Annotated in this window: 18 protein-coding genes and 1 riboswitch; of the genes, 10 read left to right on the top strand and 8 right to left on the bottom strand. The window is 68.7% G+C overall.

What is annotated here, in order from left to right; all coding sequences use genetic code 11:
• Positions 1–111: 111 nt before the first annotated feature.
• Complete coding sequence (locus tag ACP7AI_RS04700) at positions 112–2,325, bottom strand: LPS-assembly protein LptD (protein ID WP_426164641.1); 2,214 nt, start codon at positions 2,323–2,325, stop codon at positions 112–114.
• 187 nt (positions 2,326–2,512) lie between these two features.
• Here ACP7AI_RS04700 and ACP7AI_RS04695 point away from each other — a divergent pair, with 187 nt between their 5' ends.
• The 4 genes from ACP7AI_RS04695 to ACP7AI_RS04680 all read left to right on the top strand — a co-directional run bounded on the left by ACP7AI_RS04695 (position 2,513) and on the right by ACP7AI_RS04680 (position 5,569).
• Positions 2,513–4,000, top strand: coding sequence for a leucyl aminopeptidase (locus ACP7AI_RS04695; protein ID WP_426164639.1), 1,488 nt, complete (start codon positions 2,513–2,515; stop codon positions 3,998–4,000).
• Between the two features lie 118 nt (positions 4,001–4,118).
• Positions 4,119–4,574, top strand: coding sequence for a DNA polymerase III subunit chi (locus ACP7AI_RS04690; RefSeq protein WP_426164637.1), 456 nt, complete (start codon positions 4,119–4,121; stop codon positions 4,572–4,574).
• 86 nt (positions 4,575–4,660) lie between these two features.
• Entirely contained in the window at positions 4,661–5,083 is a 423-nt protein-coding gene (ndk, locus tag ACP7AI_RS04685) for a nucleoside-diphosphate kinase (protein WP_426164635.1), read from the top strand.
• A gap of 186 nt (positions 5,084–5,269) precedes the next feature.
• On the top strand, positions 5,270–5,569 hold the full coding sequence (locus tag ACP7AI_RS04680) for a hypothetical protein (protein WP_426164634.1): 300 nt from the start codon (positions 5,270–5,272) through the stop codon (positions 5,567–5,569).
• Here ACP7AI_RS04680 and purN read toward each other — a convergent pair.
• A complete protein-coding gene (purN, locus tag ACP7AI_RS04675) occupies positions 5,566–6,504 on the bottom strand; it encodes a phosphoribosylglycinamide formyltransferase (RefSeq protein ID WP_426164633.1) in 939 nt (312 codons plus the stop codon). The two genes, ACP7AI_RS04680 and purN, sit on opposite strands and share 4 nt — an antisense overlap.
• Positions 6,497–7,585 (bottom strand): phosphoribosylformylglycinamidine cyclo-ligase, encoded by a 1,089-nt coding sequence (purM, locus tag ACP7AI_RS04670; RefSeq protein WP_426164631.1) that lies wholly within the window; start codon positions 7,583–7,585, stop codon positions 6,497–6,499. The genes purN and purM overlap by 8 nt, the downstream gene beginning before the upstream one ends.
• Before the next feature lie 79 nt (positions 7,586–7,664).
• Here purM and ACP7AI_RS04665 point away from each other — a divergent pair, with 79 nt between their 5' ends.
• The 5 genes from ACP7AI_RS04665 to ACP7AI_RS04645 all read left to right on the top strand — a co-directional run bounded on the left by ACP7AI_RS04665 (position 7,665) and on the right by ACP7AI_RS04645 (position 14,473).
• Complete coding sequence (locus ACP7AI_RS04665) at positions 7,665–9,062, top strand: heavy-metal-associated domain-containing protein (RefSeq protein WP_426164629.1); 1,398 nt, start codon at positions 7,665–7,667, stop codon at positions 9,060–9,062.
• Positions 9,059–9,688: an HdaA/DnaA family protein gene (locus ACP7AI_RS04660; protein WP_426164627.1), complete on the top strand. Its 630-nt coding sequence runs from the start codon at positions 9,059–9,061 to the stop codon at positions 9,686–9,688. Before ACP7AI_RS04665 ends, ACP7AI_RS04660 begins: the two co-directional genes overlap by 4 nt.
• Before the next feature lie 67 nt (positions 9,689–9,755).
• Positions 9,756–11,963, top strand: a complete 2,208-nt coding sequence (locus ACP7AI_RS04655; protein WP_426164625.1) for an RNA degradosome polyphosphate kinase — start codon at positions 9,756–9,758, stop codon at positions 11,961–11,963.
• 90 nt (positions 11,964–12,053) lie between these two features.
• Positions 12,054–13,577 (top strand): Ppx/GppA family phosphatase, encoded by a 1,524-nt coding sequence (locus ACP7AI_RS04650; RefSeq protein WP_426164623.1) that lies wholly within the window; start codon positions 12,054–12,056, stop codon positions 13,575–13,577.
• Positions 13,574–14,473, top strand: coding sequence for a hypothetical protein (locus ACP7AI_RS04645; protein ID WP_426164621.1), 900 nt, complete (start codon positions 13,574–13,576; stop codon positions 14,471–14,473). Before ACP7AI_RS04650 ends, ACP7AI_RS04645 begins: the two co-directional genes overlap by 4 nt.
• 261 nt (positions 14,474–14,734) lie before the next feature.
• Here the strand turns inward: ACP7AI_RS04645 and ACP7AI_RS04640 are convergent, their stop codons facing one another.
• Genes ACP7AI_RS04640 through ACP7AI_RS04620 form a run of 5 tightly spaced genes read right to left on the bottom strand, consistent with a single transcriptional unit; the run spans position 14,735 to position 20,776 of the window.
• On the bottom strand, positions 14,735–16,315 hold the full coding sequence (locus tag ACP7AI_RS04640; RefSeq protein WP_426164619.1) for a carboxyl transferase domain-containing protein: 1,581 nt from the start codon (positions 16,313–16,315) through the stop codon (positions 14,735–14,737).
• A 33-nt stretch (positions 16,316–16,348) separates the two neighbouring features.
• Positions 16,349–17,068 (bottom strand): ABC transporter ATP-binding protein, encoded by a 720-nt coding sequence (locus ACP7AI_RS04635; RefSeq protein WP_426164617.1) that lies wholly within the window; start codon positions 17,066–17,068, stop codon positions 16,349–16,351.
• On the bottom strand, positions 17,065–18,012 hold the full coding sequence (locus ACP7AI_RS04630; protein WP_426164615.1) for a FecCD family ABC transporter permease: 948 nt from the start codon (positions 18,010–18,012) through the stop codon (positions 17,065–17,067). Before ACP7AI_RS04630 ends, ACP7AI_RS04635 begins: the two co-directional genes overlap by 4 nt.
• Positions 18,009–18,869 carry an ABC transporter substrate-binding protein gene (locus tag ACP7AI_RS04625; RefSeq protein ID WP_426164613.1) on the bottom strand — a complete coding sequence of 287 codons (861 nt, stop codon included), beginning with the start codon at positions 18,867–18,869 and terminating at the stop codon, positions 18,009–18,011. Before ACP7AI_RS04625 ends, ACP7AI_RS04630 begins: the two co-directional genes overlap by 4 nt.
• Before the next feature lie 23 nt (positions 18,870–18,892).
• Entirely contained in the window at positions 18,893–20,776 is a 1,884-nt protein-coding gene (locus tag ACP7AI_RS04620; protein ID WP_426164611.1) for a TonB-dependent receptor plug domain-containing protein, read from the bottom strand.
• Positions 20,777–20,889: 113 nt separating this feature from the next.
• Positions 20,890–21,074: riboswitch (cobalamin riboswitch) on the bottom strand.
• 106 nt (positions 21,075–21,180) lie between these two features.
• Here ACP7AI_RS04620 and rpmE point away from each other — a divergent pair.
• Complete coding sequence (rpmE, locus tag ACP7AI_RS04615; RefSeq protein WP_426164609.1) at positions 21,181–21,408, top strand: 50S ribosomal protein L31; 228 nt, start codon at positions 21,181–21,183, stop codon at positions 21,406–21,408.
• Positions 21,409–21,429: the final 21 nt, after the last annotated feature.

Here is a 21,429-nt window from a genome sequence, read left to right as displayed (position 1 = left end):
CCGCAACCGCGTGGCGCGGCCAATGATGCGGTTGAATAGCGCAACCATCGCCCAACGGCAAAGCGCAGTTAGACCATCGATCCTTAATCCGGCCTTACCAGACGGTGCCTTCTAGCGGCTTAGCGTCTTGAAGGCGAGGGTCAGGTTGAACGAGTTGCCGGCACGGAAGTCGCGATCGCCGACATAGTCGCGCCGCCAGCTGACACCCAGCCGGAAACATTCATCCTCATATTCGATGCCGGCGCGGTGGCGGATCGCCTTGAAGCCGTTGCCGATCGCCGCCGGGTTTTCGGCCCGGGTGGTGAGGTCGATGATCGCCGAGCCATAGGCCGACCAGAAGCGCGCGAAACCGACGCGGCCGCCGAAGCGCAGCTCGGCACGGTCTTCCAGATCCTCCAGCGCGATGTTGCGGTTGAGTTTCAGGTAGCCGATCGTCGCATAGGTGCTGCGGCTGCCGACCTGAACGTCGATCTCGTTGCGGCGCACGGCAAAGCTGTTGCGGTCGACGCGGAAGCGGTGGGTGATCTCGAACAGGCTGCCGAACTTCAAGTTGCTGCGCCCGACGAAATCGCTGACCGTGTCCGACAGGCCGGTGCCTTGCGGAAATTCATTGCCGTTGCCGGCCAGGCGCACCGACTGGCCGATCTCGCTCTTCAGCTGCCAGCCGGGCCTATCGAGCCGATATTCGACGCCCCAGGTCACCCTCGTGCCGCCTTCGAAGCGATCATAGCCCGGGAAGCGGTTGAGATCGAAAAGGCTGACGTCTTCAAGCTCGATGGCGCGGCTGTCTTCGTTGGGCAGGCCGTCGTTGCGGCCGTTGGGTGCCGACACCAGTTGCAGGCGCGGCGTGATGGTCTGGATGCCGCCCAGCGCCGGGCCGGCGAACGGCCACTCCACGTCGAGCGCGGCGAGCGGAATGACGCGGCCGCGAATGCCGTTGCGCCCGGCATATTCGGGCAGGGTCGCCTTGTCGGCGTCGCTGACATTGTACAGGTCGCCGCGCAGCATGGCGGTGGCGGTGACGCGCTGGCCGAACCCCGTCAGCAGGCTGCGATCCCAGCGGCCATAGGCGAGGGCGCGCTGCACGCTCTGCCCGTCGCTGCGATAGAGGTTCATGCTGTTCGCGGCGACGCGCAGCCGGCCGCCCAGCGGCGTCGCATCGGGGCGCCAGTCGTAATCGACCAGCGGCAGCACGATCGGGATCTCGCCGCCGCGGTCGCTGGCGCGCAGGCCCTGGAACGCCCAGCCGGTGAACGACAGGAAGCTGTTTGCGGTCTGCCGCTCCAGCGTGTAGGTCGTCCGCAGCGTGTCGTCATAATCCTGGTTGTACAGGCGGTTGAACGTGTCGTCGGTGGTCAGCCGGACCGAAAAGGTCGATCGCCATTCGGGCGTGTGCTGCAATTGCCCCTTCAACGCGAAATAGCCGCGCAGGCGGTCGCCGCGGTTGATCGGCGTCACGCCATCGGCAGCGAAATCGATCAGCTGCGCATAGGTGGCATTGGCGTCGATCTGGATCGGGCCATCGCGCAGCAGCCGCCGCGCCTGCACCGCCAGCGCCGGATTGGCAGCGGTGTAGAATTTCGGCGTGATGGTGTAGTCGCGATCGGGTGCCGTGGCGAAATGATAGGGCACGCCGATGCCCACCCCCAGCTGCCGGACGATCTCGATCTGCGGCAGCAGCACGCCGCTGACCTGCTTGGCCTCGCCATCCGGATGCGAAAAGCTCGGCAGGAAGAATACCGGCACGCCGAACATTTCGAGGCTGGCGTCGCGATACGACAGCCGGTGCCGGTCGCGATTATAGCTGAGCTTCTTGGCCTTTACCTGCCACACCGGGTCATGCGGACAGCCCATGTTGTCGACGACGGCGCAGGGGCTGTAGACGGCGCGGGTCAGCGCATAGACATTGCCGCTGCGCTGGCCATTGTCGGCGGCGACACGGCCGCCGTCGTTGAGGACGAGCAGGACATTGTCGATGGCGCCGTCCTTCAGCGATTCGGTCAACTCGACACGGTCGCCAAAGGCCTGGTTGCCTTCGGGATCGGTGCTGACGACCTTGCCGGTGGCGATGACGACGCCCGACCCCTGGTTGTATTCGATACGGTCGGCGGTCAGCCGCCAGGCGTCGCGTGCCAGCTCGACCTTGCCGATCGCGGTGACCACCTCGCCGCGGTCGTCATAGGTCATCTCGTCGGCGGCAAAATCGATGACGTCGCCGGGTGCGACGATGTCGCCGCCGTCACGGGGCACCATGGTCGGCTCGGTGGCCGGGGGTGGTTGCTCGCCCAGCGCCGGTGCCGGCGTCTCCTGCGCTGCCGCTGGCATGGCCGCGGCCCATAGCATTGCCGTCGCCAGCAACAGGGGACGGGAGGGCAAGCGATACTGGAGACAGCCGGGACGCACGACGGTGGCTTAGCCGCGTCGTCGCGCCCCGTCCATAACCGTCGCAGCGGTTTGCGTGAGCGGTTCCGGAAGTCTAGACGATGGCCGAGACCGAAGCCGAGGACCATCGATGATCATTGCCTTTCCGCCCGCCGCCGATCCCGCGCCGCACGCGCTCGTCGTTCTTGTCGGCCCCGGCGGCGCAATGAGCAGCGGTGCCGCCGCTGCCGATACGGCCAGCGACGGCCAGGTTGCCCGCGCCATCGCCGCGGCACGATTCGACGGCGAGGCTGCTGCCCTTGTCGAGATCCTCGCACCGACCGGAGTCAACGCCACAAGGCTGATCGTCGCCGGCAGTGGTCCCGGCCAGTCGGCCGATGCCGCCATGTTCGAAAAACTCGGCGGCGCCATCGTGGCGCGGCTGCAGACCAGCGGTGAAACAAGGGTCACCGTCGACCTGACGGGTTTTGCGGGCTCGCTGCCGGCGGAGGGCGCCGCGGCGCATCTGGCCCATGGTGCCGAGCTGCGCAACTGGCGGTTCGACAAGTACCACACCACGATGAAGCCCAAGCAGAAGCCGACGCTGACCAACTTCGATGTCATCGGGGTTCCCGGCGCCGAAAGCTATCACGCCCAGCTCGCCGCCATCGCGGCCGGCGTCATGCGGACGCGGGCGCTGGTGGCCGAGCCTGCCAATATCATCTACCCCGAAAGCTTCGTCGCCGAGGCGCAGGACCTGCGCGATCTCGGCATCGAGCTGACGGTGCTCGGCGAGCCCGAGATGAAGGCGCTGGGCATGGGCGCGCTGCTCGGCGTGTCCCAGGGTTCGGTGCGTCCGGCGCGGCTGATGGCGATGCGCTGGAACGGCACGGGCAATGCCGATGCCAAGCCGGTGGTGTTCGTCGGCAAGGGCGTCACCTTCGACACCGGCGGCATCTCGCTGAAGCCGCCGGCGGGCATGGAGGACATGAAATGGGACATGGGCGGCGCCGGCGCCGTCGTCGGGGCCATGCACGCGCTGGCCGCCCGCAAGTCGAAATCCCATGTCGTCGGCGTCGTCGGCCTCGTCGAGAACATGCCCGACGGCAATGCCCAGCGGCCGGGCGATGTCGTCACCAGCATGAACGGCCAGACCATCGAGGTCATCAACACCGACGCCGAAGGGCGCCTGGTGCTGTGCGACGCGATCTGGTGGGCGCAAGAGCAATATGAGCCGGAAGTCGTCATCGACCTGGCGACGCTGACCGGTGCCATCATCATCAGCCTGGGCCATGAATATGGCGGCATGTTCGTCAACGACGATGGCCTCGCCGCCCAGCTCGAAAAGGCCGGCAAGACCAGCGGCGAGCATCTGTGGCGGATGCCGCTCGGCGATGCCTATGACAAGCTGATCGACAGCCCGATCGCCGACATCAAGAACGTCGGCCCCCGCGAGGGCGGCTCGATCACGGCGGCGCAGTTCATCAAGCGCTTCGTCAAGCCAGGCGTGAAATGGGCGCACCTCGACATCGCCGGGATGGTGTGGGCGGCCAAGGCCGGCAACCTGTACGACAAGGGCGCGACGGGCTTCGGCGTGCGCCTGCTCGACCGCTTCATCGCCGAGAATCACGAGGGGTGACCCCGACTGTCACCCCGGCGCAGGCCGGGGCCCATAAACCGCAATCTCGGTCACCCGGGTCCGCCCGCGCCGACAGCCGGTGGGCCATGCGCCCCGGCCTGCGCCGGGGTGACACGCGATGATCGACATCGGCTTCTACCAGCTTGCCGAGCGCCGCGCCGAGGCGGTGCTGCCGCAGCTCATCACCAAGGCGCTCGCCGCCGGCCATCGCATCGTCGTCCGCGCCGAGGATCCGGCGCTGCTGGCGCGCATCGACACGGCGCTGTGGAGCCATGCACCCGACAGCTTCCTGCCGCACGGCATCGACAGCGACGTCGGGCCCGACCGCGTCGCCAGCCAGCCGGTGCTGCTGACCGGGGCACCATTGCCTGCCGGAAATGCCGCCGACTGCCTCGCCCAGGTCGGTGGCGACCTGCCCGACGACCTCGCCGGGCTGACCCGGGCCATGTTCCTGTTCGACGCCGACAATCTGGAAACGGCGCGGGCGCGCTGGCGCGTGCTGGCGAAGGGCGACGGCGTGCGCCCGGTCTACTGGCGCGAAGGCGAGGGCGGCCGCTTCGAAAAGGCCGCCTGACGGGGTGTAACTTGCCAATATGCGGCACTGCGGCTAGGGGGACGGCGCTTTCACAACCCCAATATCAGATATCCGGAGTTTTCCCCGTGGCCATCACGCGCACCTTTTCGATCATCAAGCCCGACGCCACCCGTCGCAACCTGACCGGCGCCGTCAACGCCATGATCGAGGCCGCCGGCCTGCGCATCGTCGCGCAGAAGCGCCTGCACCTGACCCAGGCCCAGGCCGAAGGTTTCTACGCCGTCCACCGCGAGCGCGGTTTCTTCGGTGAACTCGTTGCCTTCATGATTTCCGGCCCGGTCGTCGTCCAGGTCCTCGAAGGCGAAGACGCCGTTCCCGCCTATCGTGCCATCATGGGCGCCACCAACCCGGCCAACGCCGACGCCGGCACCATCCGCAAGGAACTCGCCGAATCGATCGAAGCCAATACGGTGCATGGCTCGGACAGCGACGACAATGCCGCGATCGAGATCGGCTACTTTTTCGCCCAGACCGAAATCGTCGGTTAAGTCGCGTAGCGTTGTAGCGCCGCGTGCGCGTAGCGGCGACGCTACGCGCCGACAGGCGCACGACCGGCCGGCGGTGCGGTCGGCGGCAAGCCCACCGAACCCGTCCGACGCCAGCACGGGCTTTGTGCTAATGACCGGCAGCACGCACCAGTGTAGGTCATAGCCTCTCCCGATAAGGAGGCGACCTTGCCGACACCCCCTCAGCACCAACCGCAAGCCACTCCGCCATGGCGCGTCATCGGCTGGGGCGGCGCGGCCCTGCTGTTGGCGGCGCCGCTCGCCGCCATGCAGTTCACTGCCGAAATGCGCTGGGACATTGCCGACTTCGCGATGTTCGGCACCATGCTGCTCGTCGCCGGTACGGCGCTAGAACTGCTGGTGCGCGTCACCCGCGCCGGCCGCGTGCGCGCTATCCTGGGCGTCGCGGTCGCCGTGGCGTTCCTCTCCGTCTGGGCCGATGCCGCCGTCGGCGTCTTTCCCGCCTAGAACGGCAGCATCGCCATCCGCTTCGGCGCGCTCGCCCGCCAGCTGCGTGTCAGCCAGTCCTCGATATGCTGCCAGTCGTTATCGCCGGTATCGAGGCGGATGCCGATCCAGCCCGAGGGGCCAAGATAGGCCGGCCGATAGTAGAGCCCGGGGTCGTTCTCGATCAGCTGCGCCTGTTCCTCGACGCCGCTGGCCTTGACCAGCAGGCCGGTCACCCCATCGTGATGGTGGTCATAGCTGAAATAGGCAAAGAACTTGCCGCCGCGGACGAAAAAGCCGAGGGAGCCGTGCGACAGTTTTTCCTCCGCTTCGGGCAACGCCAGCGCCAGCTGGCGGACCCGCGCCAGCAGGGCATCGGGGGACGTCCTGCTCTGCACCAGCGCCGCCAGCACACGCGGATACAGCTGATGTTCGGCGATGAGGATGCGCGCCGCCAGCGTGTCGGGCGTGTCGCCAGGCAGCACCACGACGCGCGTTTGGCCGAGCACCGGGCCGTCGTCGAGCTCCGGCGTCACCAGGTGCACCGAACAGCCGCTGACCGTCTCGCCGGCGGCCAGCACCGCCTCGTGGACATGCAGGCCCTTGTGCGCCGGCAGCAGCGACGGGTGGATATTGACCATCCGGCCCTGCCATTTCGCGACGAATTCTGGCGACAGCAGCCGCATGTAGCCGGCCAGCGCGACATGATCGCAGCCGGCGCGGGTAAGCTCCGCATCGATGATGGCATCGAACTCGGCACGCTTCAGCCCCTGGTGGGCGCGGGCAAAGGTCGGCACGCCCTCCGCCGCGGCGAGCGCCAGCCCCGGCGCATCCGGATCATTGGCGGCGACCAGCACCACCTCATAGGGGCAGTCCTCGGCGCGCGACGCATAGAGCAGCGCCGCCATGTTCGACCCGCGCCCCGAAATAAGGACGCCGACGCGGGATTTAGGCATCATGGCTCGCCGTCCAGGCACGCGCCGAACCCCAGTTGCCGGCAGCGCCGGTGACGTCGCAGCCCTTGGCGCCGGCCTCGATGCGGCCGATGACGGCGGCGCTCTCCCCGGCCGCGGCCAGCGCGGCGATAGCGGCCTGGGCGTCGCCTGGGGCCACGACCATCACCATGCCGGTGCCGCAGTTGAACGTCCGCGCCAGCTCACCCGGCGCGATGTCGCCTTCGCTGCGCAGCCAGTCGAACAAGGGCGGCAGGGCGGGGGCGTCGACGATGGCGCGGGCGCCCTTGGGCAGCACGCGCGGGATATTCTCCAGGAACCCGCCGCCGGTGATGTGCGCCATCGCCTTGACCGTGCCGGCGCGGACCAGCGGCAGCAGCGAACGGACATAGATGCGCGTCGGCACCAGCAGCGCTTCGCCGAGCGACATCGCGGGCGCGAACGGGGCGGGGGCGGCAAGATCGTGCAGGCGCAGTTCGATGATGCGGCGGATCAGCGAAAAGCCGTTCGAATGTGCACCCGACGAGGCGATGCCGACCAGCACGTCGCCTGGCGCCACGCTGTCACCGGTCAACTGCTGTCCACGCTCGACGGCGCCGACCGAAAAGCCGGCGAGGTCATAGTCCCCCGGCGCATACATGCCCGGCATTTCCGCCGTCTCGCCGCCGATCAGCGCGCAACCGGCCATGCGGCAGCCCTCGGCAATGCCTGCCACCACTGCCGTCGCGGTTTCCAGCTCCAGCTTGCCGCTGGCGAAATAATCGAGAAAAAACAGCGGTTCAGCGCCCTGGACGATCAGGTCGTTGACGCACATGGCAACCAGGTCGACGCCGACCGTGTCGTGGCGCCCGGTGTCGATGGCCAGCTTCAGCTTGGTGCCCACGCCATCGTTGGCGGCAACCAGCAACGGATCCTTGTACCCCGCGGCGCGCGGATCGAAAAAGCCGCCGAAACCACCCAGTTCGGCATCGGCGCCCGGCCGGGCGGTGGCGCGGGCCAGCGGTGCGATCATCCGCACCAGTGCGTTGCCGGCGGCAATCGAAACGCCGGCATCGGCATAAGTCAGCGGTTTGTGGTTCGACATGGACCGTCCTTAGCGGCCTCGCGCCCGCCGGCCAAGCTTGCCGCTTGGCATTCCGCCCGACGCCGCTAGAACGGCCAACGTGAAAGTGCTTTTCCGCCTGCTGCTGCTGGTCCTCGCCGCTATCGCTGCGCCCGCGCTGGCCCAGGACGCCGGCGGTGGCAGCGCCTATGCGGTCGGCGGCATCGAGGTCGACGTGTCGGCTGCCAACCCCGAGGCGGCGCGCATGGCCGCCTATCGCATCGCCCAGCGCAAGGCCTGGCCGCTGCTCTGGGCCCGGCTGACCGGCGGCGCCCCGGCGGCGGCACCGCGGCTGTCGGACGGCCAGCTCGACAACATGGTGTCGGGCATCGAAAGCCAGGGGGAACGCTTTTCGATGACGCGCTATATCGCCCGGCTCGGCGTCGTCTTCGATCGATCGCGCGCCAGCGATTATTTCGGCGGCTTTGGCGACCGGTTGCAATCGCCGCCGATGCTGCTGCTGCCGGTCTACAGCGACGGCGGCGCGCGTACGCTGTATCAGGCGCGGACGCCGTGGCGCGCCGCCTGGCAGCGTTATCGCGAGAATGTCACGCCGATCGACTATGTTGTCGCCTCGGGTTCTGCTGGCGACAATGTCGTCCTCACCGGCTGGCAGGTGTCGCGGCCCGACCGGCCGACCTGGCGCGCCATCCTCAACCGCTTCGATGCTGTCGACGTGCTCAGCGCCGAGGCGCGGCTGACGCGGGCCTATCCGGGCGGGCCGATCCGGGCATTGTTCATCGCCCGCCATGGCCCCGATGCGACCCAGCTCGGCCGCTTCGAACTGGCGATCGCCGACGACGATGGTCTCGACGCGATGCTCGACAATGGCGTCCGCCAGATCGACGAGATCTTTGCCATTGCCCTCCGCGATGGCCGGCTGCGCAGCGAATCCGACCTGACCGCGGACCTGACCCCGATCATCGCCGATGCACCGGCGATCGGACTGGTGCTCGAAAGTACCCAGGACGATGCCGCCGGTGCCGCGACGATCAGCATCGATGCAGCAATGCCGACACCCGATGCCGCCGCCGCGACCGCGCTCGAAACGCAACTGCGCAGCGTGCCGGGCATTACCGGCGTCACCATCACCAGCCTGTCGCTGGGCGGCACCTCGCGCGTGCTGATTGGCTATGCCGGCGCCCGTGATGCGCTGGCCTATGCGCTCGACCAGCGCGGGCTGCGACTGGCGGCCGAAAATGGCGAGACGGTGCTGCGCCGCCGCCGCGACGGCGATGCGCCGGTGCCGCCACCGGTGGTGGCGCTGCCGGTTCCCACGGCGCCGTCGGGGCAGGTACCCGCGCCGGCGCCGACGCAGCCGCCGGGACAGGCGCCGGGGCAGGTACCCGTCCAGGCGCCAATCCCGCCGACTGCCGAGCCGCCGCGTCGCAGCCGGCCTGAAACTCCGCCGCCACCCGACAAGCGCCCCGTCGACCTGCTGCCCAATTTCGGCGCATGAGCGACGCCCTGCCGCCCGAAGCCGAGCAGCCGCCGCTGCCGCTCGCCTATGTGCCGCGCCTGGGGGCGGGGGTGTTCCATGTTTCCGACAGCAACCGCGCCGCTGTCGAATGGCTCGCCGATCCGGCGCGCTGGCCGGGGCCGCGGACGCTGCTGGTCGGCCCGGCGCAGTCGGGAAAATCGCACCTCGCGGCACTCTTCGCCGCCGGTCACCACGGCCGCATCATCGACGATGCCGACCTGATCACCGACGGCGAACCGCTGTTCCACGCCTGGAACGCCGCGACCGCCGCCACGCCGCTGCTGCTGACCGCACGGCGGACGCCGAAATTCTGGGCGCACAGCCTTCCCGATCTGGCCTCGCGGTTGGCCGCCACGCCGCTGGTGCGGCTCGACGACCCCGACGATGCGCTGATGGTCGCTGTCATCGAAAAGCAGCTCGCCGATCGTGGTCTGCGCGTCATGCCCGAGGTCGTCACCTATCTGTGCAGCCGCATCGAACGCAGCTTCGCCGCCGTCGCCGATGCCGTGGCGCGGCTCGATGCGCTGGCGCTGGCCGAACGCCGCGACATCACCGTGCCGCTGGCACGCGAGCTGCTGGAAGGGCAGTTGCGACTGGCGTTCTAACCTCGCTTACACATCCAAAGCCCCGCCAGTCATCGACCTGTCATCCGCCATCCGCTAAGGTGCCGCCATGGCCAGCGTTCCGAAATCCCCGCCCGTCGCGGCAATTCCCGATGCCGAACGCTATTTCAACCGCGAAATCTCGTGGCTGGCGTTCAATGACCGCGTGCTCGAGGAAGCCACCAACCCGGCGCATCCGCTGCTCGAACGGCTGCGCTTCCTGTCGATCTCGGGCAACAACCTCGATGAATTCTACATGGTCCGCGTCGCCGGCCTGCGTGGCCAGGTGCGCGCCGGTATCGAAACCCTCAGCGCCGAGGGGATGACCCCGGCGCAGCAGCTCGCCGCCATCGCCGCCCATGCCGACCGGCTGATGGAGGCACAGCAAAAAGTCTGGGGCGATCTCGTCCGCGAACTCGGCCGCGCCGATTTCCATGTCATCACCGCCGAACGCCTGACCGGGCCGGAGCGCGACTGGCTGCAGCGGCATTTCCTCGACCAGGTCTTCCCGGTGCTCACCCCACAGGCGATCGACCCGGCGCACCCGTTCCCGTTCATCCCCAACAAGGGGTTCTCGCTGATTCTCGAGCTGCGCCGCCAGTCCGATGACGAGCTGCTGCGTGCATTGCTGATGCTGCCGGCGATGCTGCCGCGCTTCATCCGCCTGCCGGGGACGGTGATTCGCTTCATCAGCCTTGAAAACACGATTCGCGCCTTTTTCGACCAGCTGTTCCCGGGCTACGACCTGATCGGCGACGGCGCCTTCCGCGTCATCCGCGACAGCGATATCGAAGTCGAGGAGGAGGCCGAGGATCTCGTCCGCTTCTACCAGACCGCGCTCAAGCGCCGCCGCCGCGGCGAGGTCATCCGCCTGAAGATCGAGGCGTCGACCCCGCCCGGCCTCAACAGCCTGGTACAGGCGGCGCTCGGCGTCGGCGCCCGCGACACCACCGTCGTCACCGGCGTGCTCGGCGTCGCCGACCTGGCGCTGCTGGTGGACGAAGACCGGCCCGACCTGAAGTTCGAACCCTATTCCCCGCGCTTTCCGGAACGCATCCGCGAGCATGGCGGCGACTGTTTTGCCGCCATCCGCGCCAAGGACCTTGTCGTCCACCACCCGTACGAGAGCTTCGAGGTCGTCCTCGCCTTCCTGAAACAGGCCGCCGCCGACCCCGATGTCATCGCCATCAAGCAAACGCTGTACCGCGCCGGCAAGAACAGCCCGATCGTCCGCACCCTCATCGACGCCGCGGAGGCCGGCAAGTCGGTGACCGCGGTGGTCGAACTGAAGGCGCGCTTCGACGAGGAACAGAATCTCGTCTGGGCAGCGGCACTCGAACGCGCCGGGGTCCAGGTCGTCTATGGCTTCGTCGAATGGAAAACCCACGCCAAGCTGTCGATGGTGGTGCGCCGTGAAGGCAAGAACATCCGCACCTATGTGCATTTCGGCACCGGCAACTATCATCCGGTGACGGCGCGCATCTACACCGACCTGTCGTTCTTCACCGCCGATCCGGTGCTGGCACGCGACGCTGCGCAAGTGCTCAACTACATCACCGGCTATGTCCAGCCGACCCGGCTCGAAAAGATCGGCATGGCGCCGCTGATCATGCGCGACCGCATCTACGACCTGATCGATGCCGAGATCGCCCATGCCCGCGCCGGCCGTCCGGCGGAAATTTGGGTCAAGCTCAACAGCCTCGTCGACACCGGCATCATCGACAAATTGTACGAGGCGAGCAGCGCTGGCGTGCAGATCGAGCTGATCATTCGCGGCATCTGCTGCCTCAGGCCCGGCGTGCCCGGCCTGTCCGAGAACATCCATGTCCGTTCGGTGGTCGGCCGGTTCCTCGAACACAGCCGCATCTTTGCCTTCGGTAATGGCGCCGAGCTGCCCGGTCCGCAGGCAAAGCTGTTCATTTCCAGTGCCGACTGGATGCCGCGCAATCTCGACCGCCGGGTCGAGGTGATGGTGCCGATCGAGAACCCGACGGTCCACGCGCAGGTGCTCGACCAGGTCATGGTCGCCAATCTGAAGGATACCGAGCAGACCTGGCAGCTCCGCAGCGACGGCAGCTACCGGCGCCTGCGCGGGCTCGACCCGGCGTTCAACCTGCACCGCTATTTCATGACCAACCCGTCACTGTCGGGGCGCGGCGCCGCGCTGAAGAACACCGGCAAGGTGCCCCGGCTGGTGCTCGACGACGATAGCGACGACGATCGGGGCATCACCAGCGATGCCGCCAGCGACGCCGCGGATGCCGCCGGGCTTTCCTGACCCGATTTCCTGACACATCCGCCGCGATGGATGCTTTGCGCGCGCGGCGGCATCGGGCATAGCGTTCCCCTGAACAGGTCCGGAGCAGGCGTGGCCAGCATAGTGCAGATCGATGAGGCGGATATCCACATCGCACCCGCCACGGCGGGGCTGATCGGCATCATCGATATCGGATCCAACAGCGTCCGGCTCGTCGTCTACCAGGGCCTGACGCGGATCCCGGCGACGCTGTTCAATGAAAAGGTCATGGCCGGCCTCGGCCGCGGCCTCGCCGCCAACGGCCGGCTCGGACGCGGCTCGATGGATGCCGCGGTCGCGGCGTTGACCCGCTTTGCCGCGCTCGCCGATGCGATGGGCGTGACGACGCTGCGTACGGTGGCGACGGCGGCGGTGCGGGAGGCGTCGAACGCCGCGGAATTCATCGGCCGTGTCGAACGGGAATGCGGCCTCAGGATCGAAACCATCAGCGGGGAGGCCGAGGCGCGCGGCGCGGCGCTCGGCGTCATCGCCGGCATCCCCGATGCCGATGGCGTCGTCGGCGATCTTGGCGGCGGCAGCCTCGAACTGATCCGAGTCGCCGGCGGCGAGGCGCACGAGCGCATCTCGCTGCCGATCGGCTCGCTGCGCCTCGATGCGGTGCGCAAGCGCGACAAGCGCGCGCTGGCGCCGTTCATCCGCAAATCGCTCGATACCGTCGGATGGGCAGCGGCGGGCAAGGGGCTGCCCTTCTACATGGTCGGCGGCAGCTGGCGCGCACTGGCACAGGTCCATATCCACCAGACCGGCCATCCGCTGCCGATCGTCCACCAATACGAGATGCCGCGCGAGGCGCCGGCGTCGCTGGTCCGCAGCCTGACCCAGGTCGACCTGGCGACGCTGCGCCAGGTGCCCAACATCTCGACGTCGCGGCTGCCGTCGCTGCCGGGTGCCGCGATGCTGCTGGCGGCTACGGTGAAGCGGCTCGGCTCGTCATCGGTCATCGCCTCGGGCTTCGGCCTGCGCGAAGGGTTGTTGTTCGGCGAACTGCCGCCGGCGGCACGTGCGCTCGATCCCCTGATCGAGGCCGCGCGCGGCGAAGGCGAGCGGCAGGGCCGCTTCCCCGAACACGGCGACCTGCTGTTCAGCTGGATGGCCGGGCTGTTCGACGGCGAAACGCCCGCCGATCGCCGGCTGCGACTGGCCGCCTGCCTGCTCAGCGATATCGCCTGGCGGGCGCACCCGGATTTCCGCCCCGAACGCGGCGTCGACACGGCGCTGCACGGCAATTGGGTGGCGGTCACGGCGGCCGAGCGCGCGGCGCTGGCCCAGGCACTGCATTTCTGCTTCGGCGGTGGCGGCAATGCTCCGATCCTCGCGCTGCTGGCGCAACTGGCGTCACCGCAGCTCCTCGCCCGTGCCCGTGCCTGGGGTCTGGCCCTGCGCCTCGGCCAGCGCCTGTCGGGCGGCACCGCGGCGGCGCTGGTGGCGAGCCGACTGGTCCGTGATGGCAATGATGCGGTACTGCACCTCGATGCCCGGCACAGCGCGCTGCTCGGCGATGCGGTCGGCCGGCGGCTGAAACTGGTGGCCGGCGCACTGGGGCTGGAGCCGCGGGTCGTGGTGGCCCGGCAATGATGCTTCATCTTGCGATCCTGGCCGGGCTGGCGGCGGGGCAGGTGCCCGCTGACGACACCATCACCGTGACGGGGCGGCGCCTCGACAAGCCGGCCGCGACCGCCGTCGCCAAGGCGATGCTGGCGGTGCTGCCACCCAGCCCGCGTGCCGGGCAATATGCGCGATGGAACATGCCGGTCTGTCCAAAGGTCACTGGCCTCGATGATCGGCTGTCGGCCCGCATCGTCGCCAAGTTCCGCGCTGTCGCCACCGAGGCCGGCGCGCCTGTCGCCGCGGCCGACTGCAAAACCAACATCGTCATCAGCTTCACGACCGACGCCGCAGCCGTGGCAGCGCGCATCCACGCCAGTCGGCCGGCGACGCTCAACGTGCTGGCCGACGGCGATCGCCAGGCCATTCTGAAGGGCAATCTGCCGGTGCGCTGGTGGTCGGGGCTGCGCATCGAGGATTCGAACGGCTTGCCGGCCACCACGACGAGCACGGCGCTGGCCTTTGCCCAGACCAACGGCCAGGGCGGACCCATGGCGATGGGCGGCAACGACACGGTCGCGACCGACAGCTATTCGTCGAGCCTGATCGACACCCACGTCCAGGTCAGCGCCCGTGCCGCCACCGTCCTGGTCGATGTCGACCTGGCGACCGGCTATCGGCTCGATGCGGTGGCGGCGTACATCAGCATGGCGGTCCTGTCGCAAGCGGCGTTGGGCGGACCGGCCGATCCGGCCCAGACGATCCTCGGTCTGTTCAGCGGCGCCAGCCCGTTGACCGATCTCAGCCGTGGCGATCGCGCGCTGCTGGCCGCCCTGTACAAGATTCCCGCCAACCGCAACGACCGGCGCCAGCGCGGCGCGCTGACGGCGGCAATGGTCGACGCGCTGATGGGCACGCGCGACTGACCGCGGCGATCATGGTCGCGCGCCCAGGCCCAGCCTGCGATCCGCAGCGCTGCAGCCGGACACGGGCAAGCTGGCCCTGTCCGGAAACACCACGACCACATTGCTGCCCGGCCGGCGCCGGCTGGTAGGGCGAGGTGACCGCCAGCATGGCCGCGTCGTCTTTGCTTGCGGCCCGGTCACAATCATCGCGAAAGCGAGCGGTGCAAAAGCGCGATGTATGCCCGGGTCCTTCAGGTCGGGGGCGCGATCACATCCGGCCCATCACATCCGGAACGTGCCGAACCGCGTCTCCGGCACCGGCCGCTGCAGGCTCGCCGCCAGCGACAGCGCCACCACCGCCCGCGTGTCGGCGGGATCGATGACGCCATCGTCCCACAGCCGGGCGCTGGCGTGATACGGATGCCCCTCGCGGTCGTACTGCTCGCGGATCGGCTTCTTGAAGGCTTCTTCCTCGGCCTTGGTCTTGAAGCCGCCGGTCTTCACCGTCGCCAGCACGCTCGCCGCCTGCTCGCCGCCCATCACCGAAATGCGCGCATTTGGCCACATCCACAGGAACCGCGGCGAATAGGCCCGGCCGCACATGCCGTAATTGCCGGCGCCGAAGCTGCCGCCGGTGACCACGGTGATCTTCGGCACCGCGGCGCAGGCGACCGCCGTCACCAGCTTGGCGCCGTGCTTGGCGATGCCTTCCTGCTCGAAGCGCTTGCCGACCATGAAGCCCGAGATATTCTGCAGGAACAGCAACGGTATACGCCGCTGGCACGCCAGCTCGATGAAATGCGCGCCCTTTTGCGCGGATTCAGAAAACAAGATGCCGTTGTTGGCAAGGATGGCGACCGGATAGCCCTCGACATGGGCGAAGCCGGTGACGAGTGTCTCGCCGAAGCGCGGCTTGAAGGCGTGGAGTTCCGACCCGTCGACGATGCGCGCGATGACTTCATGGACATCGACCGGGTGGCGGGTGTCGAGCGGCGCCAGGCTGTGCAACTCGGCAGGGTCGAATAGCGGCGGCCGGTTGGGCTGCGGCGCCACCGAAGCGGGAACGGGCAGGGTCGCGACGATGCTGCGGGCGATGCGCAGCGCGTCCTCGTCATCGTCGGCGAGATGGTCGGCGACCCCCGACAATCGGGTGTGGACATCGCCACCGCCCAGTTCCTCTGCGCTGACCTCCTCGCCGGTCGCCGCCTTCACCAGCGGCGGCCCACCCAGGAAGATCGAGCCCTGATCGCGCACGATGATCGATTCGTCCGCCATCGCCGGCACATAGGCGCCGCCGGCGGTACAGCTGCCCATGACGACGGCGATCTGCGAAATGCCGAGCGCCGACATGTTGGCCTGGTTGAAGAAGATCCGGCCGAAATGGTCGCGGTCCGGAAACACCTCGTCCTGCCGCGGCAGGTTGGCGCCGCCCGAATCGACCAGATAGACGCACGGCAGCCCATTCTGCGCGGCGATTTCCTGGGCGCGCAGATGCTTCTTCACCGTCAGCGGGTAATAGCTGCCGCCCTTCACCGTCGCGTCATTGGCGACGACGACGCACAGCTTGCCGGCGACCTGGCCGACCCCGGCGATCATGCCGGCGGCGGGCACGTCCTCACCATACACACCATCGGCCGCCAGCTGTCCGATCTCGAGGAACGCCGTGCCCGGATCGAGCAGCGCCTCGACGCGCTGGCGCGGCAGCAGCTTGCCCCGCGCCACATGGCGGTCGCGCGATGCCTCAGGCCCGCCCAGCGAGATCTTCGCGATCTTGGCCTTCAGGTGGGCGACCAGCGCCGCCATCGCGGCAGCGTTGGCCTTGCTGTCCGGGCCGGGGGGGAGGGGGGTTCCGATGCTGGGCATGGCGTGACCTATAGGCATGGCGGCCCGCATAGCTCAAGGCGCGGCGCTGCGCCCTGCCGTGACCCAGCCGTCGGCCGACCGCGCGACGCCGAAGATCGCCGCCAGCCGCCCGGCATCGAGGACCGCTGCCGGCGGGCCATCGGCAACCAACGCGCCATCGGCGACAAGCAGCAACCGGTCGCAGCGCGTCATCGCGAGATCGAGATCGTGCAGCGCCACCAGGACGATGGCGCCGCGGGTTGCCTCGGCGCGCAGCAGGTCCATGACATGCAGGCGATGGCCGGGATCGAGATTGGCGGTCGGCTCATCGAGCAGCAACACCGCCGGCCTATTGACCAGCGCGCGCGCCAGCAACACCCGCGCGCGCTCCCCCGTCGACAGCGTGTCGACGCGGCGATCGGCAAAGGCAGCGGCGTCGGCGCGGGTAAGGGCATCGGCCACTGCACCATCGTCGCTGCCGCCGGCCAATCCCAGCACCACCACGTCACGCGCCCGCATCGGCCAGGCGACATCGCGATCCGCCGGCAGCCAGGCGAGCCGCGTCGCGCGCTGCCGGGCCGGTAGCGCTGCCAGCGGCGTACCCTCCAGCGTGACCGTGCCCGGGCCATGCCCCAGCCCGGCCAGAACGCGCAGCAGCGTCGTCTTGCCGGCGCCATTGGGACCGACGAGGCCGACGAGCGCGCCGGGATGCAGCGCGATATCGGTCGGTGCCAGCATCGGCGGCCGGGCGAGGGCGGTGGCGACCAGACTCATCGGCCCTTGACCACCAGCCAGATGAAGAACGGCGCGCCGAGCAGGGCCGTCAGCACGCCGAGCTTCAGTTCCTGGCCGTTGACCGGCACCCGCACCGCCATGTCGGCGGCCACGAGCAGCACCGCACCCGCCAGCATCGCCGGCAGCAGGGTCGCGCCGGGGCGGTTGCCGACCAGCGGCCGCACCAGATGCGGCACAACCAGCCCGACGAAACCGATGCTGCCGGCCACCGCCACACCGGCGCCAACCATCACGCCGGTGGCGATCACGACCGTCCAGCGCAGCCTGGCGACATCGACGCCCAGCGTTTCGGCGACATCCTCGCCCAATGCCAGGCTGTCGAGCGCCCGCGCTTGGCGCAACAGCACGGCACCGGCGACAAGCACGATCGGGCCTGCGATGGCGAGCTGCGGCAGGCTGCGATCGGCGAGCGAGCCCAAAAGCCAGAACATCACGTCGTAAAGCGCATAGGGTGAGGGCGCGAGGCTGAGCGCCAGGTTGACCAGCGCCCCCGCCAGCGCCGAAATCGCCACGCCGGCCAGCACCAATGTCGCCGTGCCCGCTGCAGGACCGGCCAGGGCCAGCAGCAGTGCCAGCGCCAGCAGCGCACCCGTTATGCCGCCCGCCGCCACCGCCAGCACGCCGCCGCCGAGGAAATAGCCGGCGAACACCGCGCCCAGCGACGCTCCCGTCGACGGTCCCAGCACATCGGGCGACGCCAGCGCATTGCGCAGCAGCCCCTGCATCGCGGCACCGCCGAGCCCGAGCGCACCGCCGATCAGCACGGCCAACGCCGTGCGCGGCAGGCGCAGTTCCAAAAGAATCGTCCGCGCCAGCCCCGGATCGCGCTGCGCGACCGCGCCCAGCATCGCCGGGTCCCAGCACAGCGACGCCAGCACCAGCGGCAGCAATGCCAGCGCCAGCACCGCCGGCAAGCGCGTCACCGTCGCACCAGCGCACGCAGCCGGGCCACCTCGGCCGCCACCAGCGGCCCACCACAGGTCCAGACCCGGCCATCGGTCTCGATGCGCTGAACGGCGGCCGGCAGGGCAGCGATTGCCGGATGCGCCAGCCAGTTCTGGTTCGCCGACATCTGGCCGGGATAATAGCGCGATACGACAAGCACTTGTGGAGGCTTGCTCAGAAGCTGCCCCAGATCGACCTGGCCCCGCGTCACCCGCTGCTGCTGCAGCCCGGCGTGCCGCAGCCATTGTGCCGACAGGCCGTCGGCGGCGATCGTCTGGCCGCCACCACCGACCATCAGCGCGGTCAACGGCGCGCGCGGCGGTGGCGCCAGGTCGACCAGCATGCGCGCGATCAGCGCCTCGCCGGCCGCCGCCCGGTCGAGCGCTCGCGCCACCTGCCGGATATTGGCGCTGACCTCGGCGAGGCTGCGCGGCTGCACGATATTGACGACGGCAAAGCCCAGCCGTCGCGCCGCCGTCGCCGCGCTGGCATCGCCGGCGCTGGTGAGCACCAGGTCGGGCTGCACGGCGACGATGTCGGTGACGCGGCCGCGGTTACGCACCAGCCCGCGCGCCCGCGCCGCGACCGGCGTTTCCATTGGCTCAGCCCCCAGCCGACTGACGGACACCAGCTGGCCCGGCGCCGCCAGCAGCAGCGCAAGCTCGTCGGTGCACAGGTTGAGGCTCGCGACGCGGCGCGGCCGCGCCGGCGCGGGTGGGGCGGGGAGGTCGAGCGCCAGCACCGGCGGCGGCTTCGATGGCAGCGTCGGCAGGCTGGCGACGGCCGACACGGCCACCAGCAGCGCTGCCGCCAGCCCCGCCACCGTCCGCTTCATGCCCGCGACCCCATCCTGATCCCCTACAGCCGCACCCGCACCCCGCCATGCACCGTTAGCCCCGGCGTACGATAGGCGAAGACATCCTGATACGATCGATCGAGCGCGTTTTCGATGCGCCCGGTGACGTCGAGCCGCGGGGTGACATGGATCGCCCCCGACACCGTCAGCAGCGTATAGGGCGCCAGCCGCACGGTCACGAAGCGGGCGAAATCGGTGTCCTCGCGGGCCCCGGTGATGGCGGCGCTGGCGGCGAGGTCGAAGGCCTTGCTGGTCCAAGCTGCGGTCACGCTGCCCGAATGGCGCGGCCGCCGCACCTCGCGCAGCTGCAGCCCGGCGGCAACCGTCTGCTGCGTCGCATCGAGCCAGGCATAGCTGGCGCTCAGCGTCAGGCCCTCGACCGGCCGGGCGGTGGCGGTCGCCTCGATCCCCTTGCGGCGGCTGCGGCCATTGGCATTGGCGACGCCCGACAGGAAGGTCGTCGAATCGAAGGTCGACACGATCTCGTCATCGAGCGTCGCATGATAGTAAGTGATATCAAGCCCGTAGACGGCGTTGCCCCAACCGGCACCAAGGTCCCAGCTGCGGCTGCGCTCGGGCTTCAACCCCGGATTGCCGACGAAAAAGCCCGGGAAAAAGCCGTAGAGATCGAAGAAGGTCGGGTCGGCGACGCCGGTGCCGAAACTGCCATGGACGGCAAAGCCGCCGCCGGGTCGCACCGCCGCGGTGGCGCGCACCGTCGTCGTATCGGCAAAGCGGTTGTTCAGGTCCCGCCGCACCGCGACACCGCCGCCGAGCCAATCACCGACATCGAGGCGATATTCGCCGACCAGGCTGGTCTGCAGCCGACTGCGCGACTGGTTCGACAGCGCCGTCGGGTCGGCATCGGCGCTGGTGAAGCGCTCGCGATCATGTTCGACGGCGGCGGTGAAGCGATGCCTGGCGGCGCCGGTCTCGGCGGTCAGGCTCGACTGGTAGCGAAATACCAGCCGGCCGCCGTCGGACCGGTTCTGGAGAACATCGGCATTGCGGTTGATGTTGGCGGTATCGGTGAACAGGACCGATACGTCGTTGCTCCAGCGGTCGTCGAGCAGCTTCACGCCAGCTTGGGCGCGCAGGGCCAGCTGGCGACTGCGCGTTGCGAGCGGCGCATCGAGCGGAACGCCGGCGCCATAGTCGAAATCGTCGAACTTGCTGTTGGAGGTGACGTAACGGCCGACCAGCGAGACGTTCGTGTTCTCAGTCGGTTTGGTCGCGACCTTCGCGTGGGCAGTGAAATTCTGATAGCCGTCCTTGTCGCCGCCGCTGCTGGCGATGTCGTAGCCGCGCGAGGTCAGATAGCTTGCCTGGCCGCTGATGCTTGTGTCGCCGCTGGCATAGCCCGCGCCGGCGCCGGCGCGGAAGGTGCCGAGCGAACCACCCTGCGCTTCTCCGTAAAGCCCGGTGTCGCTGCGCGTCAGAATGTTGATGACGCCGCCGATCGCCTGGCTGCCCCACAATGCCGATTGTGGCCCGCGCAACACCTCGATGCGGTCGACGCCGCCGGCGAGCAGCGTCTCGTATCTGAATTCGCCCGACGAGGCGGGATCGGTGACGTCGATGCCGTCGATGAAGGTGATCGTGTGATTGGCCTCCGCGCCGCGAATGCGGACCTGGGTCTGGGCGCCCAAAGGCCCAGACTGGCTGATGGCCACACTGGGGGCGAGCGTGAGATAATCCTTCACCAGCGGCAGCGCGAGCGCATCGATGGTGGTGCGGTCGATGATGGTCAGTGCGGTGCCCGACAGGGCGACCGACACGGGTTCGCGCGATGCCGTCACGGTGATCGGATCCCGCGCATCGGCAAAGATCGCGTCATCGGTGGTGGGCAGGGGGCCGGCCGCAGCCAGGGCCAACGAAATCAACATATTGCGTCCCTTCGTTAACGCCTGAACACAGGCGTGCGACAGCATGAAGCCGCCGCAAACGAAGGACGCGAGGATTCGCGTTCCCGTTACACGCTCCGCTGGACCCGGCAGGCATGGGACGACCAGGGACGGCAGGTTTCCTGGCTAACGGCTCGAACGCCCTTGCTTCGCCTTCCCGGTTGCCCAGTGGCATGAGAAGCAAGAACTCGCCGCTTACAGTTGCGGGCACAGCACCGGATTTTCACCGGCTTCCCTTTTAACCACGCTTTCGCGCAGCACCGTCCGCGGCGAGGGATATGCCACCCAAGGCCGCAGCGCAACCGTTGCATTTGTCGTGGCGGACGGCTATGCGCGCCGCTTCCCCTGGCTGGTCGGAACCAGCCGCACCCAGGAAAGTCCTTGCCATGAAGTCCGGTATCCACCCCGATTACCACATGATCACCGTCAAGATGACCGACGGTACCGAGTACAAGACGCGCTCGACCTACGGCAAGGAAGGCGACACGCTGGCGCTCGACATCGATCCGACCTCGCACCCGGCATGGGTCGGCGGCGCCGGCAAGATGCTCGATGCCGGTGGCCAGGTGGCGCGCTTCAACAAGCGTTTCTCGGGCTTCGGTCTCACGAAGTAGTTCCAGCCCCTCCTCTTGCGG

The organism is Sandarakinorhabdus sp. DWP1-3-1 (assembly GCF_049896705.1).
Lineage (GTDB): Bacteria > Pseudomonadota > Alphaproteobacteria > Sphingomonadales > Sphingomonadaceae > Sandarakinorhabdus.
This window is presented reverse-complemented; position numbering and strand designations above follow the sequence as displayed.

Bases quoted from the DNA above. Each gene is read 5' to 3' on its own strand.
- ACP7AI_RS04620 (WP_426164611.1), bottom strand. From the start codon at position 20,776: ATGTTGATTTCGTTGGCCCTGGCTGCGGCCGGCCCCCTGCCCACCACC.
- ACP7AI_RS04700 (WP_426164641.1), bottom strand. From the start codon at position 2,325: ATGCCAGCGGCAGCGCAGGAGACGCCGGCACCGGCGCTGGGCGAGCAA.
- purM (WP_426164631.1), bottom strand. From the start codon at position 7,585: ATGTCGAACCACAAACCGCTGACTTATGCCGATGCCGGCGTTTCGATT.
- ACP7AI_RS04690 (WP_426164637.1), top strand. From the start codon at position 4,119: ATGATCGACATCGGCTTCTACCAGCTTGCCGAGCGCCGCGCCGAGGCG.
- ACP7AI_RS04695 (WP_426164639.1), top strand. From the start codon at position 2,513: ATGATCATTGCCTTTCCGCCCGCCGCCGATCCCGCGCCGCACGCGCTC.
- rpmE (WP_426164609.1), top strand. From the start codon at position 21,181: ATGAAGTCCGGTATCCACCCCGATTACCACATGATCACCGTCAAGATG.
- ACP7AI_RS04635 (WP_426164617.1), bottom strand. From the start codon at position 17,068: ATGAGTCTGGTCGCCACCGCCCTCGCCCGGCCGCCGATGCTGGCACCG.
- ACP7AI_RS04645 (WP_426164621.1), top strand. From the start codon at position 13,574: ATGATGCTTCATCTTGCGATCCTGGCCGGGCTGGCGGCGGGGCAGGTG.
- ACP7AI_RS04660 (WP_426164627.1), top strand. From the start codon at position 9,059: ATGAGCGACGCCCTGCCGCCCGAAGCCGAGCAGCCGCCGCTGCCGCTC.
- ACP7AI_RS04655 (WP_426164625.1), top strand. From the start codon at position 9,756: ATGGCCAGCGTTCCGAAATCCCCGCCCGTCGCGGCAATTCCCGATGCC.
- purN (WP_426164633.1), bottom strand. From the start codon at position 6,504: ATGCCTAAATCCCGCGTCGGCGTCCTTATTTCGGGGCGCGGGTCGAAC.
- ACP7AI_RS04625 (WP_426164613.1), bottom strand. From the start codon at position 18,869: ATGAAGCGGACGGTGGCGGGGCTGGCGGCAGCGCTGCTGGTGGCCGTG.
- ACP7AI_RS04640 (WP_426164619.1), bottom strand. From the start codon at position 16,315: ATGCCCAGCATCGGAACCCCCCTCCCCCCCGGCCCGGACAGCAAGGCC.